The following is a 16,874-nucleotide window of genomic DNA, read 5'->3' on the forward strand; positions in this document are numbered from 1 at the left end:
ATGAAGATTTTGGCTGCGATGAGTGGTGGAGTGGACTCGGCGGTCGCAGCGGCTCGTGCGGTCGAGGCCGGTCACGAAGTCGTCGGGGTGCATCTTGCGCTCAGTCGCATGCCCGGAACGCTCCGTACCGGATCCCGGGGATGCTGCACGATCGAAGATTCGATGGATGCCAGGCGAGCCGCGAATCTCCTCGACATACCCTTTTATGTGTGGGATTTTAGCGAGCGTTTCAAGGAAGACGTCGTCGACGATTTTGTTGCCGAGTATGCTGCCGGGCGCACCCCGAACCCGTGCCTCCGCTGTAACGAAAAGATCAAGTTCCAGGCTCTGCTCGACAAGGCCATAGCTCTGGGCTTCGACGCGGTCGCGACCGGACACTACGCGACCCTGCTCGACACGCCGACTGGGCGAGAACTGCATCGGGCGAGCGCCTGGGCAAAAGATCAGTCCTACGTGCTTGGCGTACTCACCGAAGAGCAACTGGCGCACTGCTACTTCCCGCTCGGCGACACGCCCTCCAAACAGCTCATCCGTCGGGAGGCTGAGGAGCGGGGTCTGCAGGTCGCGCAGAAGCCCGACAGCCACGACATTTGCTTTATTCCCGACGGCGACACCCGCGGGTGGCTCTCCGGGCACCTGGAGCGCACACCCGGGGAGATCGTGGACGAATCCGGCGATGTCGTGGGCACCCACGACGGTGCTAACGGCTACACAGTGGGGCAGCGACGTGGGCTGCAGCTCGGCACGCCCGCGGCCGATGGCCAGCCGCGCTACGTGCTCTCGATCCGGCCAGTGTCGAACCAAGTGGTCGTTGGGTCGAAAGATCGTCTGGCGATCGGGCGGATCGCCGGTGGCCGGTACAGCTTCACCGGGGCACCGGGATTCGATCTGGAAGTGCCGTTCGCCTGCGAGGTGCAGATTCGTGCACACGCGGATCCGGTTCCAGCGACCGCTGCGCTGCGCAAGATCCACGATTCCGATCGCACCGAGCACCACCGTGCAGACGCGACCCACGAAATTGTGGTGGAGATTGACCTGGTGCACGCAGAACCGCTGCTCGGCGTTGCTCCCGGGCAGAGCGCCGTGCTGTACATCGGCACCCGGGTTCTCGGTCAGTTCACGATAGATCGCACCGAGGCGGCCGAGACGATGTCGGCAGTCGCTTCTACACTGGCTGTGTGAGCACGCAGCCTTTTGATCCCGCAGCCCCGGCACCAGTACCCATTGATTTCGCTAGCGCGCGGGCGGCCAGCGAAAAACTGACCGACCTGATCGACCGCTACCGCCTCGCGTATTACTCTGAGGCCACCAGCCTGGTCTCAGATGCCGAGTACGACGGGTTGATCCACCAGCTTGAAGCCATCGAGCAGGCGTTCCCCGAGCTCGCGGGGCTCGATAGCCCCACGCAGCAGGTGGGTGCAGCGGTCGTCTCAGCGGGTTTTCCCGAACACGAGCACGCCGAACGCATGCTCAGCCTCGACAACGTGTTTTCGCTTGAAGAGTTCACCGAGTGGGCGGAGAAAACAAGAGCCGCATCGGGTCGCAACGTGCGCTGGTTGAGTGAACTGAAAATCGACGGCGCTGCGATCTCGCTCGCCTATCGGAACGGCCAGTTGGAAACGGCCACAACCCGAGGCGACGGCCGGAGGGGTGAAGACATCACCGAAAACGTGCGGTTCATTTCGGCGATCCCCACATCGCTCACCGGGGAGGGCATCCCCGAATTTTTCGAGGCGCGCGGAGAGGTATTTATCGGGCGCGAAAATTTCGAGTGGTTGAATCAGAGGCAGCACGACCTGCAGTCCGAATTCGAGGCTGAACAACGAGCGAAGGGCGTTCCCGACGACAAGATCACGGTGCGATTTCCTGAGTTTGCGAATGCCCGCAATACCGCCGCAGGAAGCCTGCGCCAGCGCGCCGAGAAGAAGTCGGCGCGGGAGCTTGAGCTGATGGCGGAGCGGCTCGGGAAGCTTTCGTTGTACGTGCACGGAATCGGAGCCTGGAATGATCCGCAGTTCGCGAATCAGTCCGATGCGTACCGGCTGCTGGGCGAGTGGGGGCTGCCCGTGTCGCCACACTCTCGCGTATTCGATACCGTCGCGGAGGTCGTGGATTTCATTGAGGATCGCGGCACACACCGTGACCAGGTCGAGCACGAGATCGACGGCATCGTGGTCAAGGTCGACGAGCTCGCGTTGCACGCTGAGCTCGGTGAGACGAGTCGCGCGCCACGGTGGGCGATTGCCTTCAAGTACCCGCCGATGGAAGTGCACACCCGGTTACTCGACATTCGAGTCGGGATCGGCAGAACGGGGCGCGCAACTCCGTATGCGGTCATGGCCCCGATACGGGTGGCGGGATCGACCGTGAGCCAGGCGACGCTTCACAACCAGGAGGTCGTGAAGGCCAAGGGCGTGCTGATCGGCGACACGGTGGTGCTGCGGAAAGCGGGTGATGTGATTCCCGAGATTCTCGGTGCGGTGGTGGAGCGGCGCGACGGCACCGAACGGGAATGGCAGATGCCCGCTGAGTGTCCTGAGTGTGGGTCTGAGTTGCGCCCCATGAAGGAGGGCGACATCGACCTGCGGTGCCCGAATAGTCGCGGCTGCCCCGCACAGTTGCGCGGCCGGGTTGAGCACATCGGGTCTCGTGGTGCGCTTGACATCGAGGTGCTGGGGGAGGTCACGGCGGCGGCACTGACCCAGCCGGAGGTACCGGCTGATCCACCACTCACCACCGAGGCGGGCCTGTTCGACCTGACGATCGATCAGCTGGTGCCCATTGTGGTCATCGTGCGCGACGCGGAGACTGGCGAACCGAAGACTGACGAGGCTGGCGAAGCGGTGCGACGAGCGCCGTTTCAGAAGACCACCGTAACTTATCCGCCCGGGTGGGAAGATGCGCCGGCGGCCAAGCGGCGAGCCGCAGGCGTGAAGAAAGATTTCGCGGTGGTGACACCGTCGAAAGATGCCGAGACGCTCCTCGCCGAGCTTGAGGCCGCCAAGACCAAGCCACTGTGGCGACTGCTGGTGGCGCTCAATATTCGTCACGTGGGGCCGGTCGCCGCACGCGCGCTTGCCGATTGGTTTGGGTCGCTTGATTCCATCCGCGCGGCCAGCAGCGAGGAACTCGCTGAGGTCGAGGGTGTCGGTGAGACGATCGCGGAGTCGGTGCGTGAGTGGTTCGCGGTCGATTGGCACCGTGAAATTGTGGATCGCTGGGCGGCTGCGGGTGTGCAGTGGGCGACCCCCGGGCATCCGGGGCCGGGCGCGGCGGCGGCCAGCGGCGGCGTGCTCGCTGGCCTGACGATCGTTGCGACGGGCTCGCTCGAGGGGTTCACCCGCGACGGCGCGAAGGAAGCCATCATTCAGGCGGGTGGCAAGGCCGCTTCGAGCGTCTCGAAGAAGACGGACTTCGTAGCGGCTGGCCCGGGCGCGGGGTCAAAACTCGCGAAGGCGGAGGAACTCGGCATTCCTGTGCTCGATGCCAGCCAATTTGCCGTGCTGGTGACCCAGGGCCCTGGCGCGCTGGGAGGCGAGATCTAGCTGACACATCCTCGCCCTCGGATCGAGGGTTGGTCGGGTATCCGGTGAGTTATCCACAGATCCGGGTTGGGACAACCGAAGCGACGGTGCGATGCCTAGGCTCGAACCGGGGGACGTCACGGATCGCCCACTCCGGGCATCACGAAGGAGCAGTCATGCATCAAATCAGCGACGTGTGTCGCCCTACCTGGGCCGATTCCGACCCATTGCTGACCGAGTATTACGACACCGAGTGGGGCATGCCGGTGCTCGACGATGTCGGGATGTTTGAGCGGCTCACCCTCGAGGCCTTTCAGTCGGGGCTGTCATGGCTCACGGTGTTGCGCAAGCGCCCGGCATTCCGGGACGCATTCGAGGGGTTCGAGCCGAATGCCGTTGCCGCGTATACGGAGTCTGACATTGAACGGTTACTCGGAAACCCGGGAATCATTCGGAATCGGCGAAAGATCGAGGCGACCATCTCGAATGCCGCTGCCACGCTCGCGCTGCGAGAGCACGGGCGCGACCTGGCGAGCGTCGTGTGGTCGTTTGCGCCGGATCGATCGCCTGCGCCGCTGACCGAGGATGAGGTGCCGAGCACCTCCCTGGAATCGGTCGAGCTTGCGCGAGAACTCAAACGTCTGGGATTCGTGTTTGTCGGGCCAACGACCGTGTACGCGCTCATGACCGCGGTGGGCGTGGTTGATGCGCACCTGGTGACGAGCCACCGCCGCGGCTGCTCGGGGCTGTGGAATCCGGATGGCAGCCGAGCGGAATCCTGGGCGCTCGCACCCGCCGACTCGGCCGTGACACCGGTATCTGCCCCGCGATAGGCTCGCGGTATGTGCACACGGTTTCTCTGGTCATCCGCTGGCCAGCCAGGATCAGGTATTGTCCTCGTCGGTCGCAGCATGGACTGGGTTGAACCCACGCAAACCGTCCTGGCTGTGCGCCCCCGGGGTGCCGCGCGGGAGAGTGCGCCCGGCGATCCGGGAAACCTGAGTTGGGTTTCCGATTTCGGCAGCGTCGTTGCGCTGATGTACGGCAAGATCGCGGTCGATGGGCTCAATGAGCGCGGATTTCAGGTGAGCGGCCTCTACCTTGCTGAATCTGATTACGGATCGCGCGACACGGAGAGGCCCGGGCTCATGTTGCACCAGGCCGTGCAACTGCTGCTCGATCGCTTCGACACGGTCGCTTCGGCGGTGCAGTGGCTGACCGAGAGCCGAGTTCAAATCATTCCGCTCATGATTGGGGATCACCCCGGCACCGCACACCTGTCGATGGCAGACCAGGCCGGCGACTCGGCCATTGTGGAGTTTCTTGACGGCGACATCTCGGTGCATCACGGGTCCGAGTTCACCGTGATGACGAACTCGCCGACGTATGATCAGCAGCTCGAGCTGCTGAAGAACTATCGGGGTCTCGGTGGCGAGCAGCCGCTGCCCGGCGGTACCGATTCCCCGGAGCGGTTCGCCAGGGCCGCGTTCTACTCGGCACGGCTTCCCGAGACATCAGATGCGCGAGAGGCGGCAACCTACGTCTTCAGCGTGATCCGCAACGCTTCGGCGCCATACGGCACTGCCGACCCGGTGCGGCCGAACGTGTCGACCACGAGGTGGCGCACCGTGGCCGACATCACCGACCTCGTCTACTTCTTCGAGTCGACGCGCTCACCCAATGTCGTGTGGGTTCCCCTCGCCGAGCTTTCCTTCGCCCCGGGACCGGAGCGAGTGCTCGACCTCGTGAACGAACCTGATCGGAGCGGCAACGTCGCGTCCGAGTTCGTTGCCGTAGCTTAACCGGCGCTGTCGTTCGATCGGTCGTGGCCACGGCTGCGCCTCGTCGGGGGGAGCCATTGGGCGCCGGAAGGCGCGATCCCGAACGCCGGTAGGATGGTCGAGTTCCCACACGACCACTCCAGATGGAGCAGCATGCCTGAAACCAGCGCGGAGAACGGCGAGATCACGGTGGAAACCGTGAGGCACCTCGCCGGCCTTTCCCGTATCGCCCTGACCGACGGAGAACTCGATTCTCTCACTCGTGAGATCGACTCGATTCTGCACAGCATTGCCAAGGTGAGCGAGGTGGCCGGGGCGGACGTCCCGCCGACGAGCCACCCGATTCCCATCACGAACGTCACGCGACCCGACGAGATCGCTGATGTTCTGACGCTCGAGCAGGCGCTGCAGAACGCCCCCGACGCGGCTGATGGCATGTTTCGCGTGTCATCGATCCTGGGGGAGGAGCAGTGATGGGCGACCTGATTCGCATGACCGCGGCGGAGCTTGCGGGTGTGCTCGCGAGTGGAGAGGTATCGTCAGAAGAGGCCACTCGCGCCCACCTCGACCGCATTACAGAAGTCGACGGTGAACTCCACGCCTTCCTCGCAACGAACCACGAGGCATCGCTCGACGCGGCGCGGGCAGTGGATGCCAGGCGCGCGTCTGGCGAGAAGCTCGGAGAGCTCGCCGGCGTGCCGATCGCGATCAAAGACGTTCTGGTCACGACCGACATGCCCTCCACTTCGGGCTCGAAAATCCTCGAAGGGTATCGCTCGCCCTTCGACGCGACCGCCGTGGCGAAGGCACGATCCGCCGGGCTCATCTCAATTGGCAAGACCAATATGGATGAGTTCGCGATGGGCTCGTCAACCGAGAACTCCGCGTACGGGGTAACCCGCAATCCGTGGGCACTCGATCGCGTTCCCGGTGGTTCCGGCGGCGGATCGGCAGTGGCCGTGAGCGCGTTTGAGGCCCCGCTTGCGCTGGGCAGCGATACGGGCGGCTCGATCCGCCAGCCCGCCGCGCTCACCGGCACGGTCGGCGCAAAGCCCACGTATGGCGGGGTGAGCCGATACGGCGCAATCGCCCTCGCCTCATCGCTCGATCAGATCGGGCCGGTTGCTCGCACCGTGCTCGATACGGCGCTGCTGCACGATGTGATTGTCGGCCACGATCATCACGACTCGACTTCGCTCAATCACGACTGGCCATCGATGGCAGCTGCGGCACGTGACGGAGTCGACGCAGAGTCGCTTCGCGGGCTTCGGGTGGGGGTCGTCAAGCAGCTCATGCTCGAGGGCGTGCAGCCCGGGGTGAAGGCGCGCTTTGAGGAAGCGCTGGCGCTGCTGTCAGCCCAAGGGGCGGAGATTGTCGAGATCGACGCACCTCACTTCGAGTATGCGGTCGCCGCGTACTATCTCATCCTGCCTGCCGAGGCCTCCAGCAACCTGGCGAAATTCGACTCTGTTCGGTTCGGCCTGCGGGTGAACCCGCAGGGTGGTGGAACCGTGGAAGACGTGATGAGCGCCTCGCGGGCGCAAGGTTTTGGCGCCGAGGTGAAGCGACGAATCATTCTCGGCACCTATGCGCTCTCCGCCGGGTATTACGACGCGTACTACGGCAGCGCACAGAAAGTGCGCACGCTGATTCAGTGCGACTTCGCCGCCGCGTTCGCGCAGGTCGATGTGATCGCCTCGCCGACCGCGCCGACCACCGCATGGCGGTTGGGCGAGCACGCGGGCGATCCGATGCAGGATTACCTCAACGACGCGACGACGATCCCGGCGAACCTTGCCGGGATTCCGGGACTGAGCCTCCCCATCGGCACGGCCGTCGAGGACGGTCTTCCGGTGGGCCTGCAACTCTTGGCTCCGGCGTACGAAGACGCGCGCCTCTACCGGGCCGGCGCGGCCATTGAGCGCATCATCGAGGAACGCGACGGCACGCCGTTCTGGGCGCAGGCCCCGTCGCTCGCAGGCATCACCGCCGGAAAGGCAGCACTCTGATGGCGAAAACCAAACTGATGGATTTTGACCGAGCTCTTGAGCTCTTCGAGCCGGTCATCGGACTAGAGGTGCACGTCGAGCTGAACACGCGCACGAAGATGTTCAGTTCCGCACCGAACGTCTTCGGCTCGGATCCCAACACGAATCTGACACCCGTGTGCCTCGGACTCCCCGGTAGCCTGCCAGTCATCAACGAGCAGGCGGTGCGGTACTCGATCAGCCTCGGTCTTGCCCTCGGGTGTGAAATTGCCGAGGTGTCGGGCTTCGCGCGGAAGAACTATTTCTACCCGGACATGGCGAAGAACTACCAGATCTCGCAGTACGACGACCCCATCGCGTTTGACGGCTCGGTCGAGATCGAGCTCGCCTCGGGCAGGGTCGTGCACGTGCCGATCGAGCGCGCACACATGGAGGAGGATGCCGGCAAGCTCACCCATATGGGTGGATCGACGGGCCGCATCCAGGGCGCAGAATACTCGTTGGTCGATTACAACCGAGCGGGAGTTCCGCTCGTCGAGATTGTCACCCGCCCCATCTTCGGTGGGGAAGCTGACACCCCTGAGATCGCCGCCACCTACGTGTCGACGATTCGTGACCTCGTCGTCTCGCTCGGTATCTCGGACGCACGGATGGAACGCGGAAACCTTCGCTGCGACGCGAACGTGTCGCTCCGACCCCGCGGGAATGAGGGCGCCGGCATGACCGTGCTTGGCACACGCACGGAAACCAAAAACGTGAACTCGCTGCGTTCGGTCGAGCGCGCGGTGCGATTCGAGATTCAGCGTCAGGCGCAGATCCTGTCGGAGGGCGGCTCCATTACCCAGGAGACCCGCCACTGGCACGAAGACACGGGGGAGACTTCACCGGGCCGACCGAAGAGCGATGCCGACGACTATCGGTATTTCCCAGAGCCAGATCTGGCCCCGATGACCCCCTCGCGGGCCCTCGTAGAGGAGCTTCGGGCCGAACTTCCGGAACACCCGACGCTGCGCAGGCGTCGTTTGCGTGAGGACTGGGGCTTCACCGTGCTGGAGTTCCAGGACGTGGTGAACGCCGGACTGCTGCAGAACATCGAGGAGACGGTCGCCGCTGGCGTGCCCGCACACACCGCGCGGAAGTGGTGGACGGGTGAAATCGCCCGCATTGCGAACGAACGATCGGCAGCTCCGAGCGATCTCATCACCGTTGAGCAGCTCGCGGCCGTGGTGACGCTCGTCGACGCCGGCACGTTGAACGACAAGCTGGCTCGCCAGGTGATTCAGGGAATCATTGCCGGAGAGGGCACCGCGCAAGAGATCGTCGACGCCCGCGGGCTCGCCATCGTCTCTGACGACGGTGCGCTGATCGAGGCGATTGACGCGGCTCTCGCCGAGCAGCCCGATGTGTTGGCGAAGATCCGCGACGGGAAGGTACAGGCCGCTGGGGCGGTCATTGGAGCGGTGATGAAGGCGATGCGCGGTCAGGCCGACGCGGCGCGAGTTCGCGAGCTCGTGCTCGAGCGCGCGACCGCCTAGTGGTGGATCGGGGCTGGCTGCGGGGGTTCGCGGCTGGCCCCGATTGGCACTGTCGCTCGGCCAAAATTCCCCGGGAAGTGTCACACGTTCGTGACGCTCCGGGGTTCCGCTGGGCGCGCTTCATGACTAGGGTGGGGCCATGAAAGTCAACATTCCGAGCGATACCGAACTTGCCGACCTGATCGAGCATCGTGATCCCGCGAGTGTCACGGTCTATCTTCCTTCCTCGCCGGTGCCGGCGGAGCGGGAACGCCTCCAGCTTGCGCTCCGACAGCATGCAAAAACAGCGGAAAACGCCCTCGAGGCCGCCGGTATTGATGGCCATAACCGCCGTGCAATCGCAGACAGCTTCGACCGTTTACAGACCGACCGGGAGTTCTGGGATTCCCAGGCTCGCTCGCTCGCACTCTTCCTGAGCCCGAGCGGCACGCACGCCTTCCACGTCGCGAACGACCTCCCTGAGCACCTCTCGGTCGGCGACCGATTCGATGTGGGGCCGCTCCTGCGCTCGGTGTCCTTCGCGAACGAGGGATTCGTGCTCACGATTACGCAGAGTTCGGCTCATCTCTACGAACTCCGGGCGGATCGGGGCGCGACCGAAGTTCCTCTTGCAGACCTGCCCGAGGATGCGTCCGAGGTGTTGCGTCAGGAGCCGCACGGGGGCCAGGCCGATCGGGTGAGCGATACGGGAGCGTTGGGGCCGAAGATCCAGCAGCGCAAGTACTGTTCCGTGATCCAGGATGCCGTACTGCCGCACCTGGGAGACGACCACATCCCATTGATTTTGTGTGCGACCGACGATTTGGAGCCGGCGTATCGGGAGGTCAACTCCTATCGACACCTGGCTGAGGCGGGAATTCCTCAGCACCCGGATTCGCTCACCCCAAAGGAGCTCGATCGGGAGGCCCGTGCGATTCTCGATGCCTTGTACGTGCAGCAACTGGCCGGGTGGAAGGAACGATTCGAGAATCTGCGCGGGGAGGGCACCGCGGTGAGCCAACTTACCGAGGTCGCGCGCGCGGCCACCGCGGGCGCGGTGAGCGAACTGTGCTTCGACCTCGAATCGACTGCCCTTGAGGGTTCCATCGATGATGCGGGGGCGATTCACCCGGCCACCGGGGCCACGCACACCACCTATGGGCTGATCGACGAGTTGGCCGTTCGTGTGCTGCGCACCGGGGGCACCGTCCGTGCCGTGCGAAAGGGAGATCTTCCCGACGACAGTCCGGTCGCGGCGATCTTGCGGTATCCGCCGGTTCGCTGAGTTGGGGCGCACCGACTCCTCGATTCTGCACGTCGACATGGACTCGTTCTTTGTCTCCGTGGAGTTGCTCGATCGGCCGGAGTTGCGTGGCGTGCCGACGGCGGTGGCCCACGAAACCGGGCGATCGGTGATCTCCAGCGCGAGTTACGAAGCGCGAGCGTATGGAGTGAGATCGGCGATGCCCGTCTCCCGGGCCAAGCAGCTGTGCCCATCGCTCGTGCTGATGGAGCCCACGTACGCGAAGTATCGTGATGCCTCCCGCACGGTGATGGCGATCTTTCACGAGTTCACGCCCCTCGTCGAGCCGCTGAGTATCGACGAGGCGTTCCTTGACGTGTCGGGTTCGACGAAGCTCTTTGGTCCACCCGCCGAGATTGCGCGAAGGCTCCGCGCCACCATTCGTGAACGCACCGGCCTGCCGGCATCGGTCGGGCTTGCGAGCACGAAACACGTCGCGAAGCTTGCGTCCCAGCGCGCGAAGCCCGACGGGGTGCTCGAGATCCCACACGCGGGCACGCTCGATTTCCTGCACCCACTTCCCGTTGAGGCGATCTGGGGTGTCGGTGCGGCGACGGCGAAGGCCCTGCATGCTCGCGCGATCCACACGGTCGGAGATCTGTCGCGGGAACCTCTGCCCAGCCTTGAACGGGTGGTCGGGCGGGCAAGCGCCGCCAAGCTGCACGAGCTTGCGAACGGGCGTGACGCGCGCGAAGTGCGCACCACGCGCATCGAGAAGAGCATCGGGCACGAAGAAACCTTTGCGTTCGACGAGACTGATGCCGCGGTGATCGAACGCGAATTGCTGCGCCTCTCCACGCGCACCGCCGAGCGCCTTCGGGAGCACGGTGCCGAGGCGCGCACCATCGCGGTCAAAGTGCGGTGGGGCAACTTCGAGACCATCTCGCGCTCGCGCACTCTCGCCGAGGCGACGAATTCCTCGCAGCGGATCTACCGAACCGCACGGGAACTGTTCGCCTCCGTCGGCTCAGACGGTCGGGCGGTTCGGCTCATCGGTGTGCGGGCAGAGCAGCTCATACCCGAAGGGCAGGAGCCTGAGGCCCTCTGGAGCGAGGACGAGGAATGGCGCGCGGTGGATCAGGCCGTCGACGATGTGCGGATCCGCTTCGGAAGTGTTGGCCTCACCCCCGCCCGGCTGCTGCAGCCACGACAGGATGTGGTCGATCCGCGCTCGCTCGAATCGCCGTAGGCGCACCCGCGCTCGTGCATGCTGCGCTGCGCGCTAAGGGCGGAGGGTTGAGCGTTAGTCTTCCTCAGGCGTGGTCTGCATGCGCAGGATCGACTCCAGGATGGCCGCGAGCCAGTCGTAAACGAGCACCGTGCCACGTGTGTCAGGGGTGACGAGCAACCGCTCGTGGGCTTCATCTGAGTCGAGCCCAATACGGGCGGCGATGGCGAGCCGCAGCGCGGTCAGTGTGCGCACCCAGGCGGAGAGCGTGGCGGGTGTCACCTCGATCTCGACGGGTTCGGGCTCGTCACCCTCGGTCGGTGCATTGCCCATGCCGAGTTCAGAGGTCACCAGCATTGCGTCTTGCAGCTTGCGGTTAATGAGCCCTTGCTCGGTCACGCGACGAAACTGCGACGCGTCGTCGTCGGCCTCGTAGGCATCGGGGAAGAGCCTGGCCAAAGCGGGGTCTTCGGGGGTTGCCTCAGACCCGCCGACCTCGAGACTCGCGAACAGTGGATCCGGGTCGAGTGCCGTGCGGCTGTGGCTCTGCAGCAGCTCGATCAGTTGGCCAGTGAGCTGATCGAGCAGGTGCGCTTCGTCAAAGTCGAGCCGCACCCGAAGTGCGCCGCTCGGGAGGGGGAGGAGTCTCATGGGCTGCCTGCCTGCCGAACGGTTGCCCACAATCCGTAGCCGTGCATGGCTTCGACGTGCAGCTCCATCTCCTCGCGGGTACCCTCGGCGACCACGGCGCTTCCCTCAGTGTGTACACGCAGCATGAGCCTCTCAGACTCAGTGCGGTCGAATCCGAAGTGCTCCTGAAAGACGTATGCCACATACGACATGAGATTCACGGGGTCGTCCCACACCACCGTCTGCCAGGGCCGATCGGGCACGGGGGAGATCCGCTCGCGTCGGCGCAGTTCTGGCCGCGCACGCGTTTCGCTCATCATCCCCACCCCAACTCGTGAATGCGGGCCTCGCTTAGGCCGTAGAAGTGCGCAATCTCGTGCACAAGCGTGATGCGGATCTCGGCGATGAGATGCTCGTGATCGACGCAGTGCGCGAGCAGGTTCTCGCGATACAGGATGATGCGATCCGGCTCTTCTCCGTACCCGTACGAATCGCGCTCAGCCAGCGAGAATCCCTCGTACACGCCCAGCACGTCGCTGCCATCTTCGGGAGCATCCTCGACCAGAAAAATGACATTGTCGAGCTTGGCCAGCATGTCGGCATGCAGGCTGTCGAGCCCCTCGCCGACGAGGTGCTCGAAGTCTTCACGCGAGACATCCCACATGCCTTCACCCTACACAGTTCACTCGCAGTACGACGTCTCAACCCCGAGTTCTGGCAGGCGTCGCGCATGCCTGCGCGACGTGATCCACTGGGGTGTTCAGCGAACCGACACCCGCGGTTCGCCGTGCGGGCACCGTCGCATCATCTGGGACCGACAGCCTGGTGACCGTCCCCTGCGCTGCGTGCGCTGGGCTGCACCCATCGCGAGAAGAAAGTGGCGCATGCGTACTCGACACCCCTGGCTAAAGACTCTCGGCGGCATTGCCTGCGCGGGCGTCGTCGCGGCCCCGCTCATTGTGCCCGTGACAGCGTACGCGGCTCCGAGCCTGCCACCGCTCGTCATCAACGAGGTGATCCAAGATAACGACGCGATTGCCGACGCGATCGAGGTGCTGAACCTTGGTGACACAGCGGTCGATATCTCTGGATGGATCCTGGCCGACGACAAGAACTCGATGCCGGTGTCGGCTGGAACCGTGATTCAGCCGGGCCAGTATCTCGCCATCACGGTCGATGACGACACGCGTATCGACAAGTTCGGCCTGGGCAAGGCGGATCAGGCGAATCTCAAGCTTCCCGACGGCACGCTGGTCGACACGTACGCGTGGAGCGGGCACGTCAGTACTTCCTACGGTCGATGCGTCGACGGCACCGGCGATTTTCGGGTCACCGTCGAGGCGACCCCGAACGCGGCAAATGCGTGCGTCGCGACGCCCCTGGGCAACATCAAGATCAACGAGGTCGAGTCGAACGGCGACACCGAAGACTGGGTCGAACTGACCAACATCAGCGACTGGACGATTGACCTCGCCGGGCTTGTGCTGACCGATAGTGATCCCACACACACGTACGCGATTCCGGCGGGCACCTCACTGGCGCCGGACGAGTTTGTCGTGCTGAAGGGAAGCGACTTCGGCTTTGGGCTTGGCGGGAACGATGCGGCGCGGCTACTCGACGGCGAGACCGTCGTCGACGAGCACGCGTGGACGGCCCACGCGGCGCAGACCTATGGTCGGTGCCCGGATGGGGTGGGCAATTTCGCCTCGACCGCCTCGTCAACGAAGGGCGGCGCGAACGATTGCGCCGCACCCGAGATTCCGGCGATCGTGGTGAATGAGGTTGAATCGAGCGACGGCAATCCCGGCGATTGGATCGAGCTCGTCAACCTCAGCGGTGCAGCGGTGGATCTCACCGGCTGGGTGGTTCGCGACAACGATGACGCGCACGTCTCGACGCTGCCCGCAGGGTCGACGATCGCGGCCGGAGGGTTCTTCGTGGTCGAAGAGGCCCAGCTCGGTTTCGGTCTGGGTAAGGCCGACTCTGCGCGCGTGTATCTTCCGGGCGGTCACACTCTGGTTGATTCGTACTCGTGGACGGCAACTGCCGATGACCAGCACGCTCCGACGACCTTCGGGCGGTGCCCGGACGGCACCGGAGAGTGGAAGATCACCACGGCATCGACCAAGGGTGCCTCGAACGACTGTGGCATGGCCGTGCGCATCAACGAGGTGGAGACCTCGGATGACTGGGTCGAGCTGATCAACGTCGGGTTCGAATCAGTGGATCTCGGCGGCATGAAGCTGCGCGACGGCGGTGCAGGGAACGAAGCCTACGTGTTCGCCCCGGGCATCCAGCTCGCCGCGGGCGGCTACCTGCAGGTTGCGGTGAAAGAGACCTTTGGGCTCGGCAAGGACGATCGGGTCACCCTATTCGCCGCGGACGACGCTGAACTCGATTCGGTGTCGTGGCTGAGCCACCCGATGCCCTCACTCGGGCGTTGCCCGGACGGCACCGGCGAGTTCGTGAACACGCGAGAGGCGACCCCCGGAGCAGCGAATGCCTGCGTCGGTGACCTGATCGTTGACGCGTGGCCTGGAGCTGAGGGAATGACGACTGTTGACGTTGCCAACACCTTCGGCACCGACATGAGTGGCGTGGTCTACGAAGATGGTGGCGTGATCTGGGCGGTCAACAATGGCAACGGAACGCTGCACAAGCTGCAGCTCACCGGTGGCTCGCTGACCGAGGCCGACGGCTGGGTCGGCGGGCGCACCCTGCGCTACCCCGACGGCACCGGCACCGTGGATGCCGAGGGCGTCGCGGTGATCGCGGGCTCGTCTGCAGGCGGGGTGCTCGTCGCCTCGGAGCGCAACACGGGAGGCACCGACCGGGGGAGCCGACCCTCGGTGCTGCGCTTCGACGTTGACGGAACCGGCGACCTGGTTGCCACTCACTAGGGCGTGTTGATCAAGTCTTCTGAGGTGCTCGTCGGGGAAACTTGACCCATGGCAATACGTCAAGAGATCCCTGATGAAGTGTGGGCGGTGCTCGAGCCATTGATGCCGGTTCCTGATGGGCGTTCTCGCCCATGGTCGAATCACCGGCTCGCAGTCGAGGGCATGACATGGAAATATCGGACCGGTGCCCCCTGGCGGGACGTTCCAGAACGGTTCGGGAGGTGGAACACGATCTACAAACGCTTCACGAGGTGGGCGGAGGATGGCACCTGGGAGCGGATGCTCGCTGAGGTGCAGAAGCAAGCTGATCGGCTCGGGGCGATCGACTGGGTCGTGTCGATCGATTCGACGATCGCGCGCGTGCATCAGCACGGTGCGACATTGCCGCGCCTAAAAAAGGGATCTGTCGAATTACAAGAATCCGCTCGCGGAGCCTGACGACCACGCGATCGGGCGATCGCGTGGAGGCCTCACAACAAAGGTGCACCTGGTCGCGGACGGGAAAGGCCGACCACTGGGGATGGTCGTGACCGCGGGGAACGTGAACGACACCACGATGTTCGCTGCAACGCTGGACGATATCCGGGTGCCACGAGAACGAGGACGTGCGCGTTCCCGCCCGGACCGTGTGCTCGCCGACAAGGGGTACCCCTCGCGGGCGAACCGGGCATGGCTGCGTGCGCGCGGAATCGCAGCAACAATTCCTGAGCGTGCCGATCAGATCAAGCACCGCAGCAAGCGGCCGGGCCGACCGATCGAGTTCGGCGAGGAACAGCAGCGACGCTATCGGGGGCGGAACGTGGTCGAGCGGTGCTTCAACAAGTTGAAGCAGTGGCGCGGTATCGCGATGCGGTATGACAAACTCGCACGGAACTATCGTGCGGGTGTGGCGTTGGCATCGATCCTGATCTGGATCAACACAGAGTTAATCAACACGCCCTAGTGGAATCTCGCAACGGACTACCCGGGCATTGGTGCGAACGCCGGTGTCGAGGGTGTGGCATGGATCGCCGACTCCGAGCTGACCGCCGCCGGCCTTATCGATGAGACGACGGGCGCGGTCTACGACCCGGCCAGCTACCCGGCGCACCTGGGCGGTGTCGTCTTCGTGGGCGTCGAAGCGAGCAACACGGTCGCGGGCTACGTACTGGGTGAGGCCGGAGAAATGATCCGCATCACCGAGTCTGAGACCGCCTTCCCGGGGGTCATGGAGTTGGAATACGATCCCGCCACCGCGTTGCTGTGGGTCGTATGTGACGAGGTGTGCGACGGTCGTTCGCAGGTCTTCAAGATCGGCGCGTCCGAATCCGCACCCGGTGCGTTTGCTCCCGTGGCGACTTATGAGCGCCCGGCAGGCACCAGCAACTTCGCGAACGAGGGTTTCGCGATCGCGCCGATCGATCAGTGCACGGACGGTTCGCGTGTGGTCATCTGGGCGAATGACGATCAGACCGATGGTCACGCCTTCCGCGTTGGATCGATCGACTGTGTCGGTGATGAGACCGGCGGAGAAACCGGCGGGTCGACGCCTGACGGATCCACTCCTGGTGGCAGCACCCCAGGCGGCTCGACTACGCCCCCCTCGGTGACCAGCCTCACCGATTCGCTCCGCGGAGGCATCAGCGCACCGGGCGAATTGCGGGCCGGCTCGACGGTCACCATCACGGTGGGTGCCGCATATGCTGGGCAGACGGTCAATGTCTGGCTCTTCTCGACGCCAGTTCACCTCGGCAGCCCGGTCGTGAGCGCGACCGGTACCGTGACCGTGGCTCTGCCAACCGACCTGCCGACGGGCGCTCACCGCCTAGTGGTTGCCGCCGCCGATGGCTCTGTCATCGGGTGGCAGAACGTAAAGGTCGTCGGTCGGTCGACCGGTGGCGTGCTTGCCTCGACGGGTGTGGATCCCGCCTTCCACCTGATGCTCGCGGGTGGGAGTGCGGTGCTCCTGCTGCTCGCCGTCACGGCCACCGCCCTCGGGCGGCGCACCGCCTAGCGGGAGACTCTTCGTAGCGCTGAGCACTTCGGCTCGCTCGAGTGCTTGAATGGCTCGCTCACGCCCACATCGG

General features: G+C 64.6%; 15 protein-coding genes. 12 read left to right on the forward strand and 3 right to left on the reverse strand.

Annotation, left to right across the window (positions count from 1 at the left end; all coding sequences use genetic code 11):
* The 9 genes from mnmA (at position 1) to dinB (ending at position 11,299) form a co-directional block, all read left to right on the forward strand.
* Positions 1-1,182: a tRNA 2-thiouridine(34) synthase MnmA gene (gene mnmA / locus ACTNFK_RS05460; protein ID WP_433647222.1), complete on the forward strand. Its 1,182-nt coding sequence runs from the start codon at positions 1-3 to the stop codon at positions 1,180-1,182.
* The gene (ligA, locus tag ACTNFK_RS05465; protein ID WP_435936372.1) at positions 1,179-3,545 is read left to right on the forward strand and encodes an NAD-dependent DNA ligase LigA; all 2,367 of its coding nucleotides are present in this window, start codon (positions 1,179-1,181) and stop codon (positions 3,543-3,545) included. Before mnmA ends, ligA begins: the two co-directional genes overlap by 4 nt.
* 155 nt (positions 3,546-3,700) lie before the next feature.
* Complete coding sequence (locus tag ACTNFK_RS05470) at positions 3,701-4,357, forward strand: DNA-3-methyladenine glycosylase I (protein ID WP_435936373.1); 657 nt, start codon at positions 3,701-3,703, stop codon at positions 4,355-4,357.
* A 9-nt stretch (positions 4,358-4,366) separates the two neighbouring features.
* The gene (locus ACTNFK_RS05475; protein ID WP_435936374.1) at positions 4,367-5,326 is read left to right on the forward strand and encodes a linear amide C-N hydrolase; all 960 of its coding nucleotides are present in this window, start codon (positions 4,367-4,369) and stop codon (positions 5,324-5,326) included.
* 132 nt (positions 5,327-5,458) lie between these two features.
* The gene (gatC, locus tag ACTNFK_RS05480; protein ID WP_433647217.1) at positions 5,459-5,779 is read left to right on the forward strand and encodes an Asp-tRNA(Asn)/Glu-tRNA(Gln) amidotransferase subunit GatC; all 321 of its coding nucleotides are present in this window, start codon (positions 5,459-5,461) and stop codon (positions 5,777-5,779) included.
* Positions 5,779-7,314, forward strand: a complete 1,536-nt coding sequence (gatA, locus tag ACTNFK_RS05485; protein ID WP_435936375.1) for an Asp-tRNA(Asn)/Glu-tRNA(Gln) amidotransferase subunit GatA — start codon at positions 5,779-5,781, stop codon at positions 7,312-7,314. Before gatC ends, gatA begins: the two co-directional genes overlap by 1 nt.
* A complete protein-coding gene (gene gatB, locus ACTNFK_RS05490) occupies positions 7,314-8,828 on the forward strand; it encodes an Asp-tRNA(Asn)/Glu-tRNA(Gln) amidotransferase subunit GatB (RefSeq protein WP_433647215.1) in 1,515 nt (504 codons plus the stop codon). The genes gatA and gatB overlap by 1 nt, the downstream gene beginning before the upstream one ends.
* 139 nt (positions 8,829-8,967) lie before the next feature.
* On the forward strand, positions 8,968-10,092 hold the full coding sequence (locus ACTNFK_RS05495) for a baeRF11 domain-containing protein (protein ID WP_435936376.1): 1,125 nt from the start codon (positions 8,968-8,970) through the stop codon (positions 10,090-10,092).
* Between the two features lies 1 nt (position 10,093).
* Positions 10,094-11,299 (forward strand): DNA polymerase IV, encoded by a 1,206-nt coding sequence (gene dinB / locus ACTNFK_RS05500; RefSeq protein WP_435936377.1) that lies wholly within the window; start codon positions 10,094-10,096, stop codon positions 11,297-11,299.
* A gap of 54 nt (positions 11,300-11,353) precedes the next feature.
* Here the strand turns inward: dinB and ACTNFK_RS05505 are convergent, their stop codons facing one another.
* From ACTNFK_RS05505 to ACTNFK_RS05515, 3 genes are read right to left on the reverse strand one after another with little or no spacing between them, the layout of a single operon-like run.
* Positions 11,354-11,929, reverse strand: a complete 576-nt coding sequence (locus ACTNFK_RS05505) for a DUF2017 family protein (protein WP_435936378.1) — start codon at positions 11,927-11,929, stop codon at positions 11,354-11,356.
* Positions 11,926-12,225 (reverse strand): ATP-dependent Clp protease adapter ClpS, encoded by a 300-nt coding sequence (gene clpS / locus ACTNFK_RS05510; protein WP_435936379.1) that lies wholly within the window; start codon positions 12,223-12,225, stop codon positions 11,926-11,928. Before clpS ends, ACTNFK_RS05505 begins: the two co-directional genes overlap by 4 nt.
* A complete protein-coding gene (locus ACTNFK_RS05515; protein ID WP_435936380.1) occupies positions 12,225-12,572 on the reverse strand; it encodes a metallopeptidase family protein in 348 nt (115 codons plus the stop codon). Before ACTNFK_RS05515 ends, clpS begins: the two co-directional genes overlap by 1 nt.
* A 220-nt stretch (positions 12,573-12,792) precedes the next feature.
* Between ACTNFK_RS05515 and ACTNFK_RS05520 the strand changes: the two genes are divergently transcribed.
* The 3 genes from ACTNFK_RS05520 to ACTNFK_RS05530 all read left to right on the forward strand — a co-directional run bounded on the left by ACTNFK_RS05520 (position 12,793) and on the right by ACTNFK_RS05530 (position 16,801).
* On the forward strand, positions 12,793-14,808 hold the full coding sequence (locus ACTNFK_RS05520; protein WP_435936381.1) for a lamin tail domain-containing protein: 2,016 nt from the start codon (positions 12,793-12,795) through the stop codon (positions 14,806-14,808).
* 48 nt (positions 14,809-14,856) lie between these two features.
* Positions 14,857-15,751 (forward strand): IS5 family transposase gene (locus ACTNFK_RS05525; protein WP_435935979.1). Its coding sequence is split into 2 segments (ribosomal slippage): positions 14,857-15,215 and positions 15,214-15,751, totalling 897 coding nucleotides; the frame shifts between segments, so codons are not numbered across the junction.
* Between the two features lie 54 nt (positions 15,752-15,805).
* Positions 15,806-16,801 (forward strand): hypothetical protein, encoded by a 996-nt coding sequence (locus ACTNFK_RS05530; RefSeq protein ID WP_435935978.1) that lies wholly within the window; start codon positions 15,806-15,808, stop codon positions 16,799-16,801.
* Positions 16,802-16,874: the final 73 nt, after the last annotated feature.

Source organism: Leucobacter fengyongliangi (assembly GCF_052386045.1).